The sequence below is a fragment of the Streptomyces sp. NPDC014733 genome (assembly GCF_043083385.1).
In the GTDB taxonomy this organism is placed as follows: Bacteria; Actinomycetota; Actinomycetes; order Streptomycetales; family Streptomycetaceae; genus Streptomyces.
This window is the reverse complement of sequence record NZ_JBIBYO010000009.1, coordinates 135,147-153,615: the sequence shown is the minus strand read 5'-3', so window position 1 is coordinate 153,615 and position 18,469 is coordinate 135,147. Positions and strand designations below refer to the sequence as shown.

The following is an 18,469-nucleotide window of genomic DNA, read 5'->3' as shown; positions in this document are numbered from 1 at the left end:
ATTCGGTTGTGTGGGGACTGTTACCAGTCCCACCAGCCTCGAACGTCTTCGGGGCCGTCGTCGTAGTTCTCCTCGATCACCTCGTCCAGGCCGATGCCCGGTCGGTCGAGCGCGGCCATCGCGGAGTTCACGATCAGTCCGATGAGGTCGTAATCGCGGTCGTCCAGGCTGAGTTCGCCGTGGACGAGATCCGCGCCCTCGTTGACCGCGTGGGAGATCTCGTCGTAGGTGTAAGTCTTGCTCACTGCTCGTCTTCCTCGTTCTTTCGTGATCCAGGATGTCCTACATCGGGGCCGGGGCAGGCGGCTTCTGGGCACCAGTGGAGGTCAGCGAACCCGATTCCGTCCGGAGCGAGCAAGGCAGCAGCCGCCAGCCCTTGCGCGAGCCTGTTGAACGCTTCGGCGGTCTCGCCCTTTTTCTGCGAGCGGAACAGCAACCGGTCTCCGTGGGAACCGAGATGAGTTCCCGATGCCTGCGCTATCCGCGTCAGCTCCCCGGAATCCCGAGAGTCCAGCTCCATCATGCAGAGCGGCACGGCAACTCTCAGGGCCTCAACCAGCAGCATCCGATTCACCGTTGGCTCCTTCACTTGGGATCCTCTGCATTCGTCGGTTCGATGGCTTCGAGGCAGCAAGCGCGAAATCCTTCGCGCCCGTGGGCGTCGATGTCGTCCATCACCTCAGCGGACACGCCCGGATCACGGTCCTGGTTGTTCACGGGATCCTGTTCCTCGTGCATCCGACGGAGCCACCACTCGGCATCCCGCCGTGATTCGCTGCGGTGGTACTTGGCCTCACCCAGAGCGGAACCGGGCTGGGTGTACATCGCCATTCCGGCGACGCCACCGGACCACTCGACGAACGAGCCCAACCGGGGCCCGCCGCGTCCGTCCGTATAGGTGTAGGTGAACAGCGGCCGGTGCTCGTACCTGCTTTGCGGCTTCACCGCGGAAAGCCACACCTGCGGCATCAGTCGTTCCCCTTGTCGGTGCTCAACTCCTGCGGATCAGCCGCAAAGAACTTGAAGTGGAAGGCTTTGAGATTGCGACGCAGGTTCTCCCTGCCCGGCCGATTCAGGGGCTCGGGCCACACCAGGACCGCGCGGTTCAGCAACAGGTGCAATGACCGCTTCCTGATGTGCACCGCACAACGCGTGCAGGCCGACCAGTAGTCACCCATGTCCCGCAGATCGCCGCCGGGGCCTTCGTCGATAACGACCGTCCTTCGTGTGTGGAAGGTGACCGCCCCGCCGGGCTGCGCGCACAAGTCGCAAATGGGGATCAGCCGCTCGTCAATGGGTACCGGATCGGGCTGGTGGTCCCACGGTTCGGATCGGTGCGGGTGGATGTACGACATGGCCCCCGTGTTGAGGTCCAGGCGAGGGTTCAGGGATGTGAAGCACACGCAGCACATTCGCTCGGGCATCAGCACGGGATCAGCTCCCGAACGTTCTCTTCTCCGGGTCGGTATACCGCCATCAGATGGTGTCCCTTCTCGTCAGGCACGGTCGGGTGACCGGCCACCCCCACCCCCGGCCTGCTTGGGGCCAGGGGTCAGGGAGGCGGGTCACTCGCCGTCGCGAACCAGCTGCGCGTGACCGTGCATCACGGCGACCGAGGAGAGGTAGAGCACCTGCATTTCGGTGAACCGCTCGCCCGCGAGCTGGTCAGCTTCGTCAGAGGCGTCGCAGGCGTTCTTGGCCCAGACATGGAAGACCTGGGGCTCGTCGGTGCAGCGGACGTCGTCCGCCTCGGGCTCCCACCAGTCCGAGTCCCAGTCGCAGACGATGGTGTAGGGCTTCACGCACTGGCACCGGGGGTGCCGCGTCGGGGTGCCGCAGACCGCCTTGCGGGTCCGGCGGAGGATTCGAGGAAGGGTGAACATGTGGTGCCTTTCGTCGTGACGGGGTGGGGTTCGGTGGTCAGGAGTGGGCCTTCAGGAAGTCCTCCAGTTCGGCGAAGTGCGCGTTGAAATCGGCTACGGCCTTCTCCTCCGACTGCAATTCCTCCTCGATCTCCTCCTGGACGTCGTCGCAGAAGTGCGTCATGCCCCGCTCGATCAGTTGCGCAGGCTCTACGCCGTTGAGCCGGGCCAGGTGGAAGAGGTCCGCCAGCAGGTCCCCGGCGACCTCCAGCAGCACGTCATCACCGACGTCCGTGGAACCGTCGAAGTACGTCTGTCCGGTCTGCGTCCCGAAGGCTTCGAGGGCGTGGAGGGACCAGGCCGCGCGGGTCTTGTTCGCTTCGGCCGCGCCGTCCGAGTAAAGGTCGCTCATGGGGTTCCCCTTATTGGTAAGCGGTTTATGTTTGACTGCTGACAGGCCATGCGAAAGGCCCGGAAAACTGTTCTTCCGGGCCTTGGACAAAGCGGGTCAGTGGATCACACGTTGGGGTTGATGAGGTGCCATGTCCCGCACCCCTCGTAGACGGTGGCGATTTCGCCGGACAGGAGCGCATCACGCGCCATTCCTTGTGCAATGTCTCCGATGTACGGGCGGTAGTGCTCGGGAAGTTCAGAGTCTTCGCCCACTATGTCCCAGAAGTATTCCGCTACCGCGCCCTCTGCGGTGAAGTGCTCTTCGTACTCCCCGATGTAGCTTTCCTGGATCTTCTCCGCGACCTCTTCCATTTCGAAGTGGCTGTATTCGGTGAGGAAGTGCGCGACGATGCACGAGGGGAATTCATTCAGCAGCTCGGCAACTTTGCTGACTCGGTCGAAGCTGTCGTATTCGTGCAACTCAATCGAGCCGAAGTCGTCGTAGTCATGGATGGCCCACTCTTCAGCCTCGCAACCTTCTTCCTTGGCCGTGGGGGAATTGGCAAGCATGGCTTGCACTTCGTCCATGATGTCGTCAGCGCCCTGCGCGGCATCTATCCATACGCCGTGCAGTTCTCCAGCGTTGTAGTCGGGAAGGCTGGCAACGTAGATGAGCGGCATATTCTCTCCTTGGTCGGGGTGAGATTCCGGGCAAGAGAAAGGCCCCCGGCCGTCGGGGGCGGGGGCCAATCTCACGCACGGGGCGGGATTAGTAGGGACGCTTTCGTAGGTTGAGTTCTACGAATGCGGGCGGAAGGCCGTAAGAATCCGCGTAGTTCACGGCTTCTTCGTAGGTGTGGAATCGCCTGCGCCAACCGGGGCCGATGTGTGCGACGTACATGCGGGGCTCCTCATTAGTCCAGGTTCAAAAGGCTCATGAGGTCGTCAACGGTGGGTGGGCACTCGTGCGTGGCCTCCCAGACGGCGAGTGCGGCCCGCGCCACGGATTCGGTGGGCTTGTCCGTGAGGTTGAGCGCAGCCGCTATTGACTCGTCACACACGAAGTCGAGTTCCACGCCATGCCCGCAAAGGCACTGCGTACGCATGGTCTGGGTGATAATGACGGCACGGCTGAACGGAGACATGCGCTTTCCTTTCTGATGTCTGGCTCCATAGGGGTGGCCAGGCATAGAGGCACGCGGGGAATCCCGCGCACCACTAAGCCGGGTCACACAGAGGAGATGGTTAGCTGACCGGCCGCTTCAAGTTCTGCACATTCACGCTGGTAGTCCCAGTTACGAGCACGCTGCCGCCATTCGTCGTCCAGGTCGTTCCATTCACAGCAGAATTCGCAATACCACTCGTCCGCGCTACTTGAGATGTCCCCCGAAGCGATGCCAGCGGAGAGTACGCCCACGCAAAGGTGCGTGTTGGCTTCGCACGGGCATTCCGGATCCGTGGACCAGCACTGGGTCTCGATCTGGTGATTGGATTCCCATTCCAGTTCGGAGTAGTGCGCTTCGTCGGCAATCCCATAATCCGCGAGTTGAGCCACCCATTTCTGCACGGCAAGGATTGCCATAGCGTCATCACGGCGCACATAAAGCCGCTCATAAGTACCGAATCCCCAGTGCCCGAAGGAATTCACCTCCATTCCCTCGGGATGTCGCTCCATCAGATCATTGGCCACGATGACCCAATTCGACTCTTCGAGGGGTCCCGAATCTCTTGTGTGCATGATCGGGGTTGCATACCAGAGGCGGGTGAACCGGTCCCGGTCGGTGTGAAATGAGGCGCCTTCGTGCGCCTGCTTCGTGAATTCCTCCAGCTCTTCCGTGAAAGGAATTGCCTCGCGAATACGGGCGATTCTGCGGGTGCGTGCTCCGGACATTTAGCTACCTCCAAGAAGACAGGGTGATTACTTACAGGGATGCCCGAATCCATCGGCGCCATCAGCACATGCGCCATCACGGAATCCGTCGTTATAACTAGAGATTTCGACGCGCTCTACGCGCCCCTTCATAAGCGCATAAGTACATCCAATCCCCAATGCGAGAAACATCAGGGCGGGTCCGGCGACGGAAATGACCACTCGGGCTACGTACGCACGGGAAACTTCGGTGACTATCATCAACATCACTTCCGACTAGCAAGTTTTAGGGCATGGCTGTGCCCAGGATTGGGCTTTGATAGGGGCGAACCCGGCCGAGGTCAGCACACCGACCATGCAGGAGCGGCAGCGACCGTGAATCTTGCCAGTATCAGACCACGGCCCCTCATACTCTGCCGCCCTCCTGATGCTCCACATTTCACAGACCTCACAGGTCATTTGCGATATTCCTTCCTACTGGCCAATGCGAGGCGCGGGGATACCGCGCGCTTAAGGTCCCGTCATTTGGGCAAGCGAGTATCAGTCGCCTGGACCGGTACCGGGCCGGACGCACACCGCGCGCCGTGCCTCACGTAAGCAAGTAGGTAAAGCTGTGACCTATCCATGCCGGGCGGTCATGCGGGAGTCTTACGACTAGCCGCGTCCGGATATCACGCACTCTCACGTAGGGCCGTACTAGGTACCCGATTCCTGGTGTTCCCCAGGCGTCGCTTTTCCACCCCGAGGCATTAACTTGACCTCCTGGCGTGCGCTATGTGATGTCCCTAGATGGTTTCCTCCAACCCGTTTGGCGCGGGTCTTACGAAAGGACCTGTTCCAGTTCCTGTTGTGCTGTGCCGGTCTGCGCCCCGCTGCCAGTGGGGCCGGTCATTCACTTAGTGGTTTGGGGAGGTGTTCTCACTCCCGGTCACTCCGTCCTGACCCCCTCGGATCTGCGCGCCCTTTCCTCATCCCCTCTTGGAGGGCGGTACTCGGGCCGCTCCGTTCGGGGCGGTCGGTGTTGACGTTGAGAACATTACGACTAGCAAGTTCCGACTAGCAAGTTCGCGATTCACGAGATTTGGGGTGCGTATCCATAGGGAAAGGCGGCTGGGTCGTCTCTAGAAACGGGCTTATTCGGGCCAATCGCCCTACCTTATGAACATTCTGTAGTCAGGCAGACACGAATAGCTACATATTCCGTTATACGTCCGTTATCAAATAAGGCCGTTCGTGATTTCTCCGTGACCTCAAAGCTTGCTAGTCGTAACACAAATGAACATGACAATAAGCACCCTTTGCGGCAATCCAGCCAGCAACAGGCAGGCCCGCCCTAAGGCAGTCCAGAGAGGCCAGGAAGGGCCACTAGGTGGCCATCCATTCCGCCCCCTGGGGCGACGGCTAGGCGGGCAGCTCTGACCCTGCAATAGGGGTGCGTCTCTGTGTCGGTTCCCCAATATCGACCCCCTTCGTGTCCCCCGCTTACTTCATGGGCGCATGGGTGAATGAATTCACCGACGCACCCCGCTAGGGGGCATTCGGTCGAATGTGTGCCACATATCCCGTTCGGTGCCGCATGTACCCATGTGAACGTATTGATTCATTCATCGGGTACCCGTGCGTTATGTCACATGCACCCGGGGGTAATGTCTTCATTCCTTATGACAGGGACCACCGGGGGTGCCTTCCTTCAACCGTGTACGGGTATTGAACTTTCCCATGAGGGTAAGCCTCTAGGTGCCTCACAGGCGTCCTGCCGGCCTCTTTTCGCCCAGAACCCTCTTGCGACCCCAAAAGGGCCTCCTCGGGGCCTTCCTGCCCCTCCTCTTGCGAGCCCTGCGGCCTCCGGCAGCCGGAAGCGATTGAATGAATGAATTAATGGGTGACCTGTGCCACTCTTCCTGGGCTCCCCGTCATGTTTCAGGGTTAATTTCGCCTACGTTATTTGTGGGCAGGTCCCTATATAGGGGCCCTGAGACGCATAAAGCCCCCTCATCAAGAGAACGAGGGGGCTAAGCCGGCGGGACTGGTGATTCAGGAAGTCAGGAGGTCGCCTTCGCGTAAGCCTCGCGAATGCTGGCGGAGACTCGGCCCCGGTCGTTTACGTCGTGGCCGTTCTCCTTGGCCCAGGCGCGGATCTTCGCAGTGTCCTCCTGGCCGGCGGCGGGCTTTGTTACTCGGGCCTTGCCCGCAGCGCGGGTGCGACGGCCGGCCTTGAGGAACGGGCCGATGGCGTCCAGTAGTTGGTCGTAGGAGTCCGGCCCAAGGTCGATCTCGTACGTCACGCCGTCCAGCGCGATGATGTGCGTAGCCGCCTCAGAGGACTCTTCACCTGTGAGGTCATCGGTGATGACAGTGATTACTTTTTTTGCCATGCCCGGATGATACGGGGGCTAGGATGAAAAATAAAACGCCCACCTTTCACCGAAAGGTGGGCGCCTTTTGAAGAGCAAGTAACTCAGGCCAGGAGAGTCGACTGCCCGGCCTGGATGCTCTTGGTGAAAAGTTCGTAATCCGTGCGGGAAACGATCAGGACCTGCGCATCAGGGTCGCCGACGTCCTTGGAGTCGCGCAGCGCCACGACCCCATCAACGAACGCGACCTCAAGGCAGTTGTTAGTGCCATTGGACAGATGGCTCTTTGCCCACGTGGCGTTGGTGAGATCGACCTGCTTATTCATGGTTCAGTCCTGGATTATTTCGTGGATGAAGCGGCGCGATGCCTCGCTGTCGAGGGCCTGGGCGCGAAGGTGGTCCAGCGCGGTCTCGTACCGCTCGATGTCCCCATCTTCCTCCAGGTAGAGGGAGGTTGTCATCGTGTCCACCACCACGACGGGCGGCCCTGACGGGAAGTGTAGGACCTGAAAGGGGTTGTCGATGCCCGCGTGGGCCCCGCGCGCGAACGGCAGTACCTGCACTGTGACGTGCGGGTACTTCTCCGTTGCGTCCAGCAGGTGCTGGAGCTGGCCACGCATGTCGTCGACTCCACCGATCTGACGCCGGAGCGCAGATTCGTCCAGGATGCACGCCAGCCGGATCGGCTCATCCCGTCTGAGCGCCGCTTGTCTGGCCATCCTCAGCGCAACGAACCGCTCGACCTCGCGAGATGACGACCAGCCCTGCCCCGCGGCCACGATCGCCGTCGCGTAGGCCGGCGTCTGGAGCAGGCCAGGAACGATAGTGAGGTAGCTCTCTGCCTGTGCGGCAAGGCCCTCAAGGTTCAGGTACTCCTCGAAGTCGGTGGTGATGGCGCCGCGGTACTCATCCAGCAGGTTGGTGCGCTTGCCGGAAGCCGCGAGGGTTGCCAGGCTTTTGATCTTGGCCTTCGTGAACTCGTCATCAACCTTGTAGACGCTGAGAAACGCGACGAGCCCAAGCCCGGTAACCCGCTGGCGGCCGTTCTCGATCTTCGACAGTGCCGCCTTGCCCGCGAGCCCGAGCTGCGCCGCAGCCTCCTCGCCGCTGAGTCCGGCTGCGACCCGCAGCGACCGGAGCGCGGAGCCCAGCCTGCGGCGGTGGACGTTCGGTCGTGCCTCTGCCATCGCGCGTACTCCTCCTCTGGGGGCCGCAGCGTATCGCGGGCCCAGGTTTGGCATATGCCAGTTTCAGTGCAAGCAACGTTTCTTGATGCCGGTTGTTGCTAGAAACGTTGCTCGTGCGCCATGGTAGCTACCGTGAGGGCAACGCCCGGCTGGCAGCAGGGAGTTGTCTCTGTCAACGAGCTTGCTCCGGCCCCGATACGGGAAGCGGCTCGACCTCGTGGAGGGAAGAACACTCGTGACGCAGAGCAGTGATTCGCCGCCACCCGCTGACAGTCCTTCGGGTCAGGAAGCGCCGGCGCCGCCTCCTGGAGACGACCTCGGTAAGCGGGCCGACGATCTGAAGGCCGCGGTAGAAGCGCAGTTCAGGCGCCTCAGGGATGAGAGGTGAACATGTTGAGCCACGTTGCAGACCCGCTACCTGCGGCCCCCTTGGACGCAGACACCCGCGACGCGGTGTCGGCTGCCTGTGAACGCGCTCTCCTCTCACATCGGCAAATGCCCACCCCCGAGGACGTCGCGACGGTCACCGCGCTCATCACCACGCACGGCGCGGCCCTCGCCGCAGCCCTCCGCGCAAAGGGCCCCGACGCCCGCTCCGACTCCGCCGCAATCGCACTGCGCAACTGGGACGCCCTGTCGAAGGGTCCCGGTGCGGGCGCGTTCGGCACGTGGGTTCACCTGCGGGCGCTAGCCCGCGTGTGCCGCTCGCTGCTCCACCACACGGAGACAGTCCCTGACGCAATCAGCGAGTGGTTCGGCCGATGATCCAGGCGACCGAGGCGAGCGCTGTCACCCGCGCGATGACCGACTATCTCCATAAATACCCTGGAGAACAGGGCCAGCTGATGCCGTTGTACGACGCGCTGAGTGACCACGCGCGGCGCGGGCTTTGTCCGCACGGGGAGCGGTGCCCGGAGATCTACTCCGGTGGGCTGCTGCTCAACGAGGACGGACACGTACTCGTACTGCGCAACGGCGACTCATGGGCGTTCAGCGAAGGAGCCCCCGAGCCCGGTGACCTCAGCCTGCGGGACACGGCGTACGGGGTGTTGCGGGAGTACGGCGGGGTGCGGAAGGCGTGGGCACTGCCGGGCGTGGAAGGCCCAGTGATCATCGACGTGACCCCGTGCCCCCAGCGGCTTCGCGTCGGCTTCCGCTACCTCTTCGTCACCCACACCAGCTCGGTGTCCTCCACCGCCCTGGACAACGGCCTGGCGCGGTGGATCCCCCTCGGCGAGGTCGCCGACCCCATCGCCGCACGTATACGCCCGTACGTCACCGCCGCCACGACCTGAACCGGAGACCCCATGCTCAAGCACGCTGTAGGCGACATCGTCTTGGACGAGCGGACCACCCGCGTCGGCCGGGTCACGGCCATACACGGCGAATGCCTCGTCCTGGCCCGCTCCTCCGGCAAGCCCTGGAGCGCGGTGGCCGGCTCCTGCCGCACCGCCACCTCCGCCGAGGCCGCCGGGTTGAACGCCTGGCGCCCCGCCGCCTAGCCCCACGGGCCCATGCGTGCCTCTCCCCTCCTCGTCTGCCTGCCCCACCTGCGTCTCGCACCGCAGGGGGCCCAACCTCGACAAGAAGGCGCCGTGAAGACCTCGCTCCTACAGCGGGTAGCAACCGCCCTCGTAGACCACGGGATCTCCGACGACACGCGATGCGGACGCATCCCCGACGTACCCCCGGCGATGGCCCAGACCGTCCGGGACATCCTCAACAGCGAAGGCGGCGCCGAGTCCTCCGACGTCTCCTGCCTGCTTCATCCGGAGCACGCCGCCGACCAGCACATTTCCCTCCTGGCCGACCTCGGCGCCACCGGAAGAGGCGCTTGGACCCTGTGGCGGGGGCCGACCCTCCTACTGGTCCTGCTCCCCTGGTGCACCGCCCTCGACGACGAACCGTGCCCCCTCTTCGACGGACACCCCGGAAAGTGCCCACCCCTGCACCCGTCCTGACCTCATGCTCCCGCCGCGCCACCCCCGAGACGCGGCGGGCCGGCGGGCCGCCTCCCTCCTCAGTGGCCTGCACGCCGTCCCGGTCGGCCCTTGGCCGGACACCGGCCGGGACGGCCCTTGCTCCCGCCTCCGTCGCAAGTAGCTGTCCGAATTCAGCTCCCGCACGGACTAGTTATCGCCTCGGAGGCGGGGTTCCACCCCCGCCCCGGTCGCTCCCGATTAAATGGACAGGTCGAGCCGGCCGGGGCGGGCTCCAAAGACTCCCGTCCGACGGACATCGGTCGGGCGGGTGCACGACGGTCCCATGGAATCCCACGGGGCCGACCCGGAAGAGAGGACGCTCCACATGGAACAGACGACCTCGACCCAGCCCACCACCGGCTCCAGTGATCTCCTGGTGGCCCGCGCGAAGGTCACCGCGGCGAGGGCCCGGCTGCACGTCCCGTCCGACCTCACCGCTGGCAAGTCCGACGGCAACGACTGACGGGATCTGACATGACCGCATCCTCATCTGCGGTCGTCGCGCGCCTCGGCGAGGACTTCCTCGCCGAGGCGTTCGGCCGCCGTGACTTCCGCCTCTCTCGCGGTGACGCCGCTTCTGTCGCTGGGATCCTCACCTGGGCCGACGTGAACGACGTCCTCGCCCGGCACCGCATTACCCCGCCCCGTCTGCGACTCTCCACCAACGGAGCGGTCATTCCCCTTGACGCCTACAGCGTCCCCGAGGTGGGCAAGCGGCGTACCGTCAGCCACCGCATCCACCCGGCCGCCCTGCACGAACAACTCGCCAAGGGCGCCACGCTGGTCATCGATGCCGTCGATGAGCTGGTTCCCGGTGTCCAGCACCTGGCCGAGGAGCTGGAGTCCACACTCCGGGCCAAGGTCCAGGTCAATCTGTATGCCTCCTGGACGGCCGTCGAGGGCTTCGGGACTCACTGGGACGACCACGATGTTGTCGTAGTCCAGATCGACGGTTCGAAGCGCTGGAGGCTCTACGGTTCGACGAGGGCCGCCCCCATGCACCTGGACATGGAGGAGCCCGAGGAGCCGCCCGAGGAGCCGATCGCGGACTTCGTCCTCACGCCGGGAGATGTGCTGTATCTCCCGCGCGGCTGGTGGCACGCCGTATCCGCATCGGAAGGGGAGCGCTCGCTCCACCTCACGTGTGGTCTCAGTGTGTCCACGGGCGCCGACCTCATCGTGTGGCTGTCCGAGATTCTGCGCAAGCACGACATCGTGAGGGCGGACCTGCCTCGGTTCGGCACCGACGAGGAGAAGACAGAAACGGCAGAGCTGCTGCGCGCCCTCCTCTCCGACGAGCTGAGCAACCCGGACGTCATCGACCAGTTCTTCGCTCTTCGAGACGGGCGTGAGCGGGTGCGCTACCGTCCCAGCCTCCCGTTCGTTGATGGCTTACCCGCCGATCCGGAGCTGAACGCCCGCCTCCTCACCACGCGTCACCGGCTCCACCACTCCGACGACGGCACCACCACCCTCACCGCTGGCGATGAGTCATTCACCTTCGCCGCCGCCGCTCACCCGGTCCTGCGGACCCTGGCCGACAGGCAGGATCACAGGCTGGGGGACCTCGCATCCGAATCCGGACTCAGCATCGAGCAAGTCGCCGCACTGGTATACGAGTTGGTAAAGGGGCAGATCGTCGCTGTCGAGGAGGCTCGATGAGTGCAACCCTTGGACTCGGCACTTACCGGGTGCGCAACCTCCCGGAAGCAGTGAAGAGCGCCGTCTTTCACGACGTGGACTGGGTCGATACGGCCCCCGTCTACCTCCACGGCAAAGCCGAACAGCAGCTCAAACCCGCCCTGGCCACATGCCCTATGTCGGTCTCCACGAAGGTGGGGTTCTTCACCCCCTCCCAGGCAGAGCGGGCATTCGAGGAAGACGCGCTCCCCCATGCGCAGGTCAGTCACTGCCTGACCCAGCGAGCGATCCTCTGGCAGGCCGAACGGAGCCGCCGCGAACTGGGGCGCATGCCCGACATCACCTTCGTCCACAACCCTGAGCACGGGCTCCACGACATCAAGGAGCTGGAGTCCCGTCTGTACGAGGCGGTGGCCGCTCTGGAGGAGTGCGTCGATCGCGGCCTCACCAAGGGGTACGGCGTCGCCACGTGGGATGCCGTACACGACGGCCGCCTTCCCGTGGAACGCATCGCCGGCATAGCAAAGGAGGTCGGCCAGGGAGGCGGTTCCCGTCTTAAGGCGATCCAGCTCCCCTTGTCCGTCATCCACCTCGCTCCCCTCGCGGACGCCATCCGCGGGTACGGTCCCCTGATGGACGCCCAGGCGCATGGTCTCGATGTTTTCGCCTCTGCGCCGCTGCACGGCGGGGAGCTGCTTGACATCATCCCGGCGTCCGTCGCGGAAGAACTGGCGCCCGGCGCGTCGCCCCTACGCGTCGCACTCGGCCTCGTCGCCTCGGCGCCCGGAGTGACGCGCGTACTTCTCTCCGCCTCTTCTCCGAGACACTGGGCAGACGCCGCGAAGGCGACCGAAGACCCCTTGCCCGACGAGCACTTGAAGGAAATCGCACGTGCCTTCTCTCCCTGACGACCAGACCGCCGCACGCATGCGCGCGGCCCTTGAGTACGCCGTCGACACCTTCAGCTGCAAGCTGGAGGAAGCCGACGCGGAGACGTGGGGGTGGGGCGGACGTTCCCTGTCCGCCCCCGTCACCTACGAGGGCCACTCCCGCTGGATCCGCGTCGCCGACTCCCCCCGAGAGAAGGCGACTCCGGCCTCATGGGAAGGCCCCGAAGCCGCCGCCCTGCACATCCCGCCCAAGGTCCCGAGGCCGCGCTACCTCGGCATGCACCGGTGGGAAGAAGGGGCGTACGCGTACTACGCGGACCTGCACACCCGCCTGCGCGGCCGGCCCCTCTCTTCGACGGCACTCCCGCCCGAAGATCTCGATCTGCCGGATCGCTGGTGGGATCAGCTCTCCAGCGCTCTCTCTGCGATCTCCCGCGTGCCTACGTCGCGTTTCGCAGTACGCCCTGATCGCCCCACCTGGGCCATGCCGAAGTTCCTCGGCCCCGACGCTCCAACGGAGCCGCCGAGCTGGGCCACGGTCCACGGAGACATCCAGTGGTCCAACCTCGCCGGCCCCGAACTGGAAATCCTCGACTGGGAACGCTGGGGCACCGCCCCCGAAGGATACGACGTAGCAGTCCTGTACGTGTCGAGCTTGGCAGCCCCCACTGTCGCGCGACAGGTGCGCGATCGGTTCGGCAACATGCTGGACTCGCCGGCCGGGCGGTTCTCGCAGCTCTACGCTGCCTCCGAGTTCATCCAAGGATTCGGCCGGGGAGCCAATCTCCAGCTCGAACGACCAATTCGAGATCTTGTTGCCCAGCTCCTCCAGAGCAACGCTGCCACCTTGCCCAGCTAGAAAGACAGCAGCACGTTGAAAGACAAGTCCCTCGATCGCCCTTGCTAAGGGGCGGGCAGATCCATGAATGAATGAAACAGCCCCAACTGCGTCGGTGCAGGTGGGGCTGTCTTCTCAATGCTTCTGGCCTAGCTGCTTGGCTCACCTAGCAGCTTCATGGACCTGGTCATCGTCTTGGAGGCGACGTGCTCCGCCTTGTGAGGCTGGGTGACCGCGCCCGTGACTGTGGCTGCCTCCCCGTTCGCGAGGTCCGTGCTCGTCACCTCGACCGTCGCCGGGTCAGATTTGGAGGCGTGTGATGGGTCCTCCACTGCCACGTCCACGTACACGCTGCTCTGCTCGACGTTCCCCTCGGAGGGCGTAGAGGGCTTGGGCCCCTTCTCCGAGCAGTCAACGTAGGCGTTGATTACGAGCCCCCCGCCGTCGTTCATGAACACCTTCATCCTGGTGCCGGGGGTAGTGCGCTTCTCGACCTCGTAGATGATGGGGGTGGCCCAGTCCGGAATGTACTGCGCCACACCAGGAAGCAGCTCATCCAGCGTTTCCCGGACGATGCTCGGGCGGCAACCGGAGCAGTTCTCCTCTTCCTCCCGCTGGGGCTCCTTCGTCTGGACTTCCCCCTGCTGCTGTGCTGGGCGCTCGTTCTCTTCCCGCTCTCGGTAGCCCTTGGCGCCCTGTGCGGGGTCGAGTAGGGCTTCGGGAAGGTCGTCCGGCGCGGAGAGGGGCGCCCGGAGCGAGGGCTGCGTTGCCTCAGCCGGAGCCGCCGGGCCTGGCACCCGGGGCTTGATGAAGGGACGCTGCTGCTCGGTCGCGGCACCCCCGCGAGGTGCCGGGGGGACTGTGACATGTTCCTTGGTGCTCTGCACTCCGCCGTGCCCCTTAGGAGTGGCCTGGTGCTCATCGTGCGCGCGCCCCACGGCGGCGATGGGCACGGCTGCCGCCAGGATCGTGTAGCCGATTACTGCGCCTGCGGGTATGGCCTTGATGGCAGGAAAGCGCACCTGATCCCCCTACGGAACATTTGCTTCCTCCTTATCCAAGCATGCCTTGTAGGCGATCTTCAGGGGGGTTTGCCCGCCCCAATACGCTTTGAGGCCCCCTCAGTTGAGAGGGAGCCTCAGCGTTTGCCCTGGTCAAGGGGACTGTCTCTTGAGTTGATGCGCGTCAGTGCTTCGTGGGGGTCTCGGGCTGGATGACTGCCCAGACCTCGGACCAGGTGTCCTCGGAGATCGAGGGGAGCAGGAGTGCGAGCTGCTTTTCCACCCACTGCTCCTTCGTCGGTCGGCTGTCCTGCTTCTTCGTCTTCAGCATCTCTGCCATCAGGGCTCCCAGTCCTTCTCGCACTGTTGGTGGACGCGATCACCCAAGGGGCCTGCCGACCCCGAGGAGCTACAAGGGGAGTGTCTGCATGTTGCCGTTGTCGGCGAGGAAGGCGAGGACATCCTGTCGGGTGGCGATGCCGGTGGGCTTGCCGTCCACCAGGATCACTACCGCGTCCCGTCCTTCCAGTGCAGTCACCATCTTCTCCACCGGCTCTCCGGAGCCGACGACCGGCAGCGGTGCACTCATGTGCTTGTCCAGCGAATCGTTCGGCCCGGCGTGGTCGGCGTAGAGCGCGTGCAGCAGGACTCGCTCCTCCACGGCTCCGATCACCTCCCCGGCCATCACGTCGGGGTGCCCCGCTCCCGGTGCCACCACCGGCATCTGGGATACCCCGTACTCCCTCAGAATCTGGATCGCATCGCCCACGGTCTCGGTGGGGTGTACGTGCACGAAGTTCGGGATTCCCTCGGTCTTCAGCGCCAGCACGTCACCGGCCGTAGGCTCTGCGATAGCTTGATCGCTGAACCCATGTTGGCTCATCCACTCGTCGTTGAAGATCTTCGAGAGGTAGCCGCGGCCGCTGTCCGGCAGCAGGACGACCACCACGTCGTCCGGGCCGAGCCGGGAGGCGACCTCCAGGGCGGCCACCACGGCCATCCCGCAGGAGCCGCCGACCAGCAGGCCCTCCTCCTTGGCCAGCCGCCGGGTCATCTGGAAGGCGTCCTTGTCCGACACCGCGACGATCTCGTCGGCGACGGTCCGGTCGTACGCGGTCGGCCAGAAGTCCTCACCGACGCCCTCGATCAGGTACGGCCGCCCGGAGCCGCCGCTGTAGACGGAGCCCTCCGGGTCGGCGCCGACGACCTTCACCCGGCCGTCGCTGGCGTCCTTCAGATAGCGGCCGGTGCCGCTGATCGTGCCGCCGGTGCCGACGCCCGCCACGAAGTGGGTGATCTTCCCGCCGGTCTGCTCCCACAGCTCCGGGCCGGTCGTCTCGTAGTGCGAGCGCGGGTTGTTCGGGTTGCTGTACTGGTCCGGCTTCCAGGCGCCGGGGGTCTCCCGGACCAGCCGGTCGGAGACGTTGTAGTACGAGTCCGGGTGCTCCGGGTCGACGGCGGTCGGGCAGACCACGACCTCGGCGCCGTACGCGCGCAGCACGTTGATCTTGTCCGTCGAGACCTTGTCGGGGCAGACGAAGATGCACTTGTAGCCCTTCTGCTGGGCCACGATCGCCAGCCCCACGCCGGTGTTCCCGGACGTCGGCTCGACGATGGTGCCGCCCGGCTGCAACGCGCCCGACTCCTCGGCGGCCTCGATCATCCGCACCGCGATCCGGTCCTTGACCGAGCCTCCGGGGTTGAAGTACTCGACCTTGGCCAGGACGGTCGCCTGGATCCCTTGGGTGACGTTGTTGAGCCGCACGAGCGGGGTGTTGCCGACGAGCTCAATCATCGAATCGTAAAACTGCACGGTGGTCTCCGCGGTCGGGGGCACGCTGTCCAGCGCCCATCACATCAGCCTATTGCCCGCCCGTCTGCGGGGCGGCCGCGTTGCGTTCGGTGCACGACGGGGCAACAACCTGTTGTACGAGTTCTCACCGCATGTCCGGTGCACGCCGACCGGTACGGTCCGGGGCGCGCCGACGCACTGCACGGGGAGGTGCCCGGTCCATGCCGATGACGTTGTCCAGGGCGAGGGTGGCCCGGCGGATCGCCGCCGCCGCGGCGTACGGCGGCGGCGGGATCGGGCTGCTCGGGGTGGCCGCCGCCGGGGTGCTGCTGACCGAGGTCCGGCTGGCGCGCCGCACGGTCGGCGGCTCCGGCGACATCCCGCCGTGCGCCGACGGCCGCTACGGCGCCGCGTTCGGCCACGGCGCCGACCGGCCGCCGCTGCGGCTCGCCTTCCTCGGCGACTCCACGGCGGCGGGCCAGGGCGTGCGCCGGGCCCGTGAGACACCGGGCGCGCTCCTCGCCTCCGGCCTCGCCGCGCTGTCGGAGCGGCCGGTCGACTTCCGCAACGTCGCGCTGCCCGGGGCGCAATCCGACGACCTGGAGCGCCAGGTCGATCTGCTGCTGGCGGACGACGCCCCGGCCCCGGACGTCTGCGTGATCATGATCGGCGCGAACGACGTCACCCACCGGATGCCGCCTGCCCGCTCCGTACGGCTGCTGTCGGACGCGGTCCGCAGGCTGCGGGCGGCCGGCAGCGAGGTCGTCGTCGGCACCTGCCCGGACATGGGCACCATCGAGCCGGTCTACCAGCCGCTGCGCTGGGTGGCCCGGCGGCTGTCGCGGCAGCTGGCGGCGGCGCAGACCATCGGCGTGGTGGAGAACGGCGGCCGGACGGTCTCGCTCGGCGATCTGCTGGGCCCGGAGTTCGAGGCCCGGCCGCGGGAGCTGTTCGGCCCGGACAACTACCACCCGTCGGCGGAGGGGTACGCCACCGCCGCGATGGCGGTGCTGCCGACGCTCTGCGCGTCCCTGGGCCTGTGGCCGGAGGGCGAGCACCCCGAGCCCGCCCGGTACGAGGGCGTGCTGCCGGTCGAGGAGGCCGCCGTGGAGGCCGCGTCCGAGGCCGGTACCGAGGTCGCCTCGGCCCGTGCCCCCTGGGCCCTGCTCAAGCACCGCAGGCGCCGCCGGCTCCCGGCCCCGGAGGAGGCGGAGCAGCCGCCGGCGGCCCGGGGCGGGGGCGCCGTGGGCGCCGGACCCACCTCCGCATAAGCGTCCGCTTAGAAAAGAGTCCCGCATCACAGCGCGCACCCCGTGACCTCGGCGGTACGTACCGGTAACTTCCCTGGCAGTCCCGCCCGCCCGCGCCCGCCGAGGCCCCTGGGTCTCGCGCCGTCGCACGTTACGACCCCATGGAGCCGTGATGCCCGAAGCCGTCATCGTCTCAGCCGCCCGCTCCCCGATCGGCCGCGCCTTCAAGGGCTCGCTCAAGGAGCTGCGCCCGGACGACCTGACCGCGCAGATCGTCGAGGCCGCGCTGGCCAAGGTGCCCGAGCTGGACCCGAAGGACATCGACGACCTGATGCTCGGCTGCGGGCTGCCCGGCGGCGAGCAGGGCCACAACCTCGGCCGCATCGTCGCCGTGCAGATGGGCATGGACCACCTGCCGGGCTGCACGATCACCCGCTACTGTTCCTCCTCGCTCCAGACCTCCCGGATGGCGCTGCACGCGATCAAGGCGGGCGAGGGTGACGTCTTCCTCTCGGCGGGCGTCGAGACCGTCTCGCGCTCCGTGAACGGCAGCTCGGACGGGATGCCCGGCACCCACAACCCGCTCTTCGCCGACGCCGAGGCGCGCACCGCGGCCCGCGCGGAGCAGGAGGGCGCGGACTGGCACGACCCGCGCGAGGACGGCCTGGTCCCGGACGCGTACATCGCGATGGGGCAGACCGCGGAGAACCTCGCCCGGCTGAAGGGCGTCACCCGTCAGGACATGGACGAGTTCGGCGTCCGGTCGCAGAACCTCGCCGAGAAGGCCATCGCAGCCGGGTTCTGGGAGCGGGAGATCACGCCGGTGACGCTGCCGGACGGCACGGTCGTCTCGCGGGACGACGGCCCGCGGGCGGGCGTCACGCTGGAGGGGGTGCAGGGCCTCAAGCCGGTGTTCCGCCCGGACGGGCTGGTCACCGCGGGCAACTGCTGCCCGCTGAACGACGGCGCCGCGGCGCTGGTGATCATGTCCGACACCAAGGCGCGGGAGCTGGGCCTGACCCCGCTGGCCCGGATCGTCTCCACCGGCGTCTCCGGCCTCTCCCCCGAGATCATGGGCTACGGCCCGGTCGAGGCCAGCAAGCAGGCGCTGCGCCGGGCCGGTCTGTCGATGTCCGACATCGACCTGGTCGAGATCAACGAGGCGTTCGCCGCCCAGGTCATCCCGAGCTACCGGGACCTGGGCATCCCGCTGGACAAGCTGAACGTCAACGGCGGCGCCATCGCCGTCGGCCACCCCTTCGGCATGACCGGCGCCCGCATCACCACCACCCTGATCAACTCCCTCCAGTGGCACGACAAGCAGTTCGGCCTGGAGACGATGTGCGTGGGCGGCGGCCAAGGCATGGCGATGGTCATCGAGCGGCTGAGCTGAGCCGCAGCGGAGGGTG

25 protein-coding genes are annotated in these 18,469 nt (G+C 65.8%); 10 read left to right on the top strand and 15 right to left on the bottom strand.

Features of this window, described 5'->3' with window-relative positions:
- Window positions 1-20: 20 nt before the first annotated feature.
- The 12 genes from ACF1BH_RS21275 to ACF1BH_RS21220 all read right to left on the bottom strand — a co-directional run bounded on the left by ACF1BH_RS21275 (window position 21) and on the right by ACF1BH_RS21220 (window position 7,666).
- Entirely contained in the window at window positions 21-245 is a 225-nt protein-coding gene (locus tag ACF1BH_RS21275; RefSeq protein WP_391644345.1) for a hypothetical protein, read from the bottom strand.
- Window positions 242-574 carry a hypothetical protein gene (locus ACF1BH_RS21270; RefSeq protein ID WP_391644343.1) on the bottom strand — a complete coding sequence of 111 codons (333 nt, stop codon included), beginning with the start codon at window positions 572-574 and terminating at the stop codon, window positions 242-244. Before ACF1BH_RS21270 ends, ACF1BH_RS21275 begins: the two co-directional genes overlap by 4 nt.
- Before the next feature lie 11 nt (window positions 575-585).
- Complete coding sequence (locus tag ACF1BH_RS21265) at window positions 586-969, bottom strand: hypothetical protein (protein ID WP_391644341.1); 384 nt, start codon at window positions 967-969, stop codon at window positions 586-588.
- Window positions 969-1,430, bottom strand: coding sequence for a hypothetical protein (locus ACF1BH_RS21260; protein ID WP_391644339.1), 462 nt, complete (start codon window positions 1,428-1,430; stop codon window positions 969-971). Before ACF1BH_RS21260 ends, ACF1BH_RS21265 begins: the two co-directional genes overlap by 1 nt.
- A 135-nt stretch (window positions 1,431-1,565) precedes the next feature.
- The gene (locus tag ACF1BH_RS21255) at window positions 1,566-1,802 is read right to left on the bottom strand and encodes a hypothetical protein (protein ID WP_391644337.1); all 237 of its coding nucleotides are present in this window, start codon (window positions 1,800-1,802) and stop codon (window positions 1,566-1,568) included.
- 118 nt (window positions 1,803-1,920) lie between these two features.
- Window positions 1,921-2,274, bottom strand: a complete 354-nt coding sequence (locus tag ACF1BH_RS21250) for a hypothetical protein (RefSeq protein ID WP_391644335.1) — start codon at window positions 2,272-2,274, stop codon at window positions 1,921-1,923.
- A gap of 104 nt (window positions 2,275-2,378) precedes the next feature.
- Window positions 2,379-2,936, bottom strand: coding sequence for an antirestriction protein ArdA (locus ACF1BH_RS21245; RefSeq protein ID WP_391644333.1), 558 nt, complete (start codon window positions 2,934-2,936; stop codon window positions 2,379-2,381).
- 233 nt (window positions 2,937-3,169) lie between these two features.
- Window positions 3,170-3,400 (bottom strand): hypothetical protein, encoded by a 231-nt coding sequence (locus tag ACF1BH_RS21240; protein ID WP_391644331.1) that lies wholly within the window; start codon window positions 3,398-3,400, stop codon window positions 3,170-3,172.
- Between the two features lie 83 nt (window positions 3,401-3,483).
- Window positions 3,484-4,146, bottom strand: coding sequence for a hypothetical protein (locus ACF1BH_RS21235; RefSeq protein WP_391644329.1), 663 nt, complete (start codon window positions 4,144-4,146; stop codon window positions 3,484-3,486).
- Between the two features lie 2,021 nt (window positions 4,147-6,167).
- A complete protein-coding gene (locus ACF1BH_RS21230; protein WP_391644327.1) occupies window positions 6,168-6,500 on the bottom strand; it encodes an Lsr2 family protein in 333 nt (110 codons plus the stop codon).
- A gap of 83 nt (window positions 6,501-6,583) precedes the next feature.
- Window positions 6,584-6,805, bottom strand: a complete 222-nt coding sequence (locus tag ACF1BH_RS21225; protein WP_391644325.1) for a DUF397 domain-containing protein — start codon at window positions 6,803-6,805, stop codon at window positions 6,584-6,586.
- Window positions 6,806-6,808: 3 nt separating this feature from the next.
- Window positions 6,809-7,666 (bottom strand): helix-turn-helix domain-containing protein, encoded by an 858-nt coding sequence (locus tag ACF1BH_RS21220; RefSeq protein ID WP_391644323.1) that lies wholly within the window; start codon window positions 7,664-7,666, stop codon window positions 6,809-6,811.
- A gap of 390 nt (window positions 7,667-8,056) precedes the next feature.
- Here ACF1BH_RS21220 and ACF1BH_RS21215 point away from each other — a divergent pair, with 390 nt between their 5' ends.
- The 8 genes from ACF1BH_RS21215 (at window position 8,057) to ACF1BH_RS21180 (ending at window position 13,038) form a co-directional block, all read left to right on the top strand.
- Window positions 8,057-8,431, top strand: coding sequence for a DUF6415 family natural product biosynthesis protein (locus ACF1BH_RS21215; protein WP_391644571.1), 375 nt, complete (start codon window positions 8,057-8,059; stop codon window positions 8,429-8,431).
- Window positions 8,428-8,961 carry an NUDIX hydrolase gene (locus tag ACF1BH_RS21210; protein WP_391644321.1) on the top strand — a complete coding sequence of 178 codons (534 nt, stop codon included), beginning with the start codon at window positions 8,428-8,430 and terminating at the stop codon, window positions 8,959-8,961. The genes ACF1BH_RS21215 and ACF1BH_RS21210 overlap by 4 nt, the downstream gene beginning before the upstream one ends.
- Before the next feature lie 12 nt (window positions 8,962-8,973).
- Window positions 8,974-9,168, top strand: a complete 195-nt coding sequence (locus ACF1BH_RS21205) for a hypothetical protein (RefSeq protein WP_391644319.1) — start codon at window positions 8,974-8,976, stop codon at window positions 9,166-9,168.
- Between the two features lie 93 nt (window positions 9,169-9,261).
- Window positions 9,262-9,627, top strand: coding sequence for a hypothetical protein (locus ACF1BH_RS21200; protein ID WP_391644317.1), 366 nt, complete (start codon window positions 9,262-9,264; stop codon window positions 9,625-9,627).
- A 346-nt stretch (window positions 9,628-9,973) separates the two neighbouring features.
- Window positions 9,974-10,111, top strand: a complete 138-nt coding sequence (locus tag ACF1BH_RS21195) for a hypothetical protein (protein ID WP_391644315.1) — start codon at window positions 9,974-9,976, stop codon at window positions 10,109-10,111.
- A gap of 11 nt (window positions 10,112-10,122) precedes the next feature.
- Window positions 10,123-11,310: a cupin domain-containing protein gene (locus ACF1BH_RS21190; protein WP_391644313.1), complete on the top strand. Its 1,188-nt coding sequence runs from the start codon at window positions 10,123-10,125 to the stop codon at window positions 11,308-11,310.
- Window positions 11,307-12,197 (top strand): aldo/keto reductase, encoded by an 891-nt coding sequence (locus ACF1BH_RS21185; protein ID WP_391644311.1) that lies wholly within the window; start codon window positions 11,307-11,309, stop codon window positions 12,195-12,197. Before ACF1BH_RS21190 ends, ACF1BH_RS21185 begins: the two co-directional genes overlap by 4 nt.
- On the top strand, window positions 12,181-13,038 hold the full coding sequence (locus tag ACF1BH_RS21180; RefSeq protein WP_391644309.1) for a hypothetical protein: 858 nt from the start codon (window positions 12,181-12,183) through the stop codon (window positions 13,036-13,038). Before ACF1BH_RS21185 ends, ACF1BH_RS21180 begins: the two co-directional genes overlap by 17 nt.
- 128 nt (window positions 13,039-13,166) lie before the next feature.
- Here the strand turns inward: ACF1BH_RS21180 and ACF1BH_RS21175 are convergent, their stop codons facing one another.
- The 3 genes from ACF1BH_RS21175 to ACF1BH_RS21165 form a co-directional block, all read right to left on the bottom strand.
- Entirely contained in the window at window positions 13,167-13,904 is a 738-nt protein-coding gene (locus ACF1BH_RS21175) for a hypothetical protein (RefSeq protein WP_391644307.1), read from the bottom strand.
- Window positions 13,905-14,202: 298 nt separating this feature from the next.
- On the bottom strand, window positions 14,203-14,358 hold the full coding sequence (locus tag ACF1BH_RS21170; RefSeq protein WP_391644305.1) for a hypothetical protein: 156 nt from the start codon (window positions 14,356-14,358) through the stop codon (window positions 14,203-14,205).
- Between the two features lie 69 nt (window positions 14,359-14,427).
- On the bottom strand, window positions 14,428-15,831 hold the full coding sequence (locus tag ACF1BH_RS21165; RefSeq protein ID WP_391644303.1) for a cystathionine beta-synthase: 1,404 nt from the start codon (window positions 15,829-15,831) through the stop codon (window positions 14,428-14,430).
- A gap of 200 nt (window positions 15,832-16,031) precedes the next feature.
- Between ACF1BH_RS21165 and ACF1BH_RS21160 the strand changes: the two genes are divergently transcribed.
- Together ACF1BH_RS21160 and ACF1BH_RS21155 are read left to right on the top strand one after the other, a co-directional pair.
- Window positions 16,032-17,081, top strand: coding sequence for an SGNH/GDSL hydrolase family protein (locus tag ACF1BH_RS21160; protein WP_391644301.1), 1,050 nt, complete (start codon window positions 16,032-16,034; stop codon window positions 17,079-17,081).
- Between the two features lie 151 nt (window positions 17,082-17,232).
- Window positions 17,233-18,453 (top strand): acetyl-CoA C-acetyltransferase, encoded by a 1,221-nt coding sequence (locus tag ACF1BH_RS21155; RefSeq protein WP_391644299.1) that lies wholly within the window; start codon window positions 17,233-17,235, stop codon window positions 18,451-18,453.
- Window positions 18,454-18,469 lie beyond the last annotated feature (16 nt).

Excerpts from the sequence above, each read along its gene's own strand:
- ACF1BH_RS21170 (WP_391644305.1), bottom strand. The coding sequence starts at position 14,358 with ATGGCAGAGATGCTGAAGACGAAGAAGCAGGACAGCCGACCGACGAAG.
- ACF1BH_RS21195 (WP_391644315.1), top strand. The coding sequence starts at position 9,974 with ATGGAACAGACGACCTCGACCCAGCCCACCACCGGCTCCAGTGATCTC.
- ACF1BH_RS21230 (WP_391644327.1), bottom strand. The coding sequence starts at position 6,500 with ATGGCAAAAAAAGTAATCACTGTCATCACCGATGACCTCACAGGTGAA.
- ACF1BH_RS21190 (WP_391644313.1), top strand. The coding sequence starts at position 10,123 with ATGACCGCATCCTCATCTGCGGTCGTCGCGCGCCTCGGCGAGGACTTC.
- ACF1BH_RS21205 (WP_391644319.1), top strand. The coding sequence starts at position 8,974 with ATGCTCAAGCACGCTGTAGGCGACATCGTCTTGGACGAGCGGACCACC.
- ACF1BH_RS21155 (WP_391644299.1), top strand. The coding sequence starts at position 17,233 with ATGCCCGAAGCCGTCATCGTCTCAGCCGCCCGCTCCCCGATCGGCCGC.
- ACF1BH_RS21225 (WP_391644325.1), bottom strand. The coding sequence starts at position 6,805 with ATGAATAAGCAGGTCGATCTCACCAACGCCACGTGGGCAAAGAGCCAT.
- ACF1BH_RS21215 (WP_391644571.1), top strand. The coding sequence starts at position 8,057 with ATGTTGAGCCACGTTGCAGACCCGCTACCTGCGGCCCCCTTGGACGCA.
- ACF1BH_RS21160 (WP_391644301.1), top strand. The coding sequence starts at position 16,032 with ATGCCGATGACGTTGTCCAGGGCGAGGGTGGCCCGGCGGATCGCCGCC.
- ACF1BH_RS21185 (WP_391644311.1), top strand. The coding sequence starts at position 11,307 with ATGAGTGCAACCCTTGGACTCGGCACTTACCGGGTGCGCAACCTCCCG.
- ACF1BH_RS21250 (WP_391644335.1), bottom strand. The coding sequence starts at position 2,274 with ATGAGCGACCTTTACTCGGACGGCGCGGCCGAAGCGAACAAGACCCGC.
- ACF1BH_RS21220 (WP_391644323.1), bottom strand. The coding sequence starts at position 7,666 with ATGGCAGAGGCACGACCGAACGTCCACCGCCGCAGGCTGGGCTCCGCG.
- ACF1BH_RS21210 (WP_391644321.1), top strand. The coding sequence starts at position 8,428 with ATGATCCAGGCGACCGAGGCGAGCGCTGTCACCCGCGCGATGACCGAC.
- ACF1BH_RS21240 (WP_391644331.1), bottom strand. The coding sequence starts at position 3,400 with ATGTCTCCGTTCAGCCGTGCCGTCATTATCACCCAGACCATGCGTACG.
- ACF1BH_RS21245 (WP_391644333.1), bottom strand. The coding sequence starts at position 2,936 with ATGCCGCTCATCTACGTTGCCAGCCTTCCCGACTACAACGCTGGAGAA.
- ACF1BH_RS21235 (WP_391644329.1), bottom strand. The coding sequence starts at position 4,146 with ATGTCCGGAGCACGCACCCGCAGAATCGCCCGTATTCGCGAGGCAATT.
- ACF1BH_RS21265 (WP_391644341.1), bottom strand. The coding sequence starts at position 969 with ATGCCGCAGGTGTGGCTTTCCGCGGTGAAGCCGCAAAGCAGGTACGAG.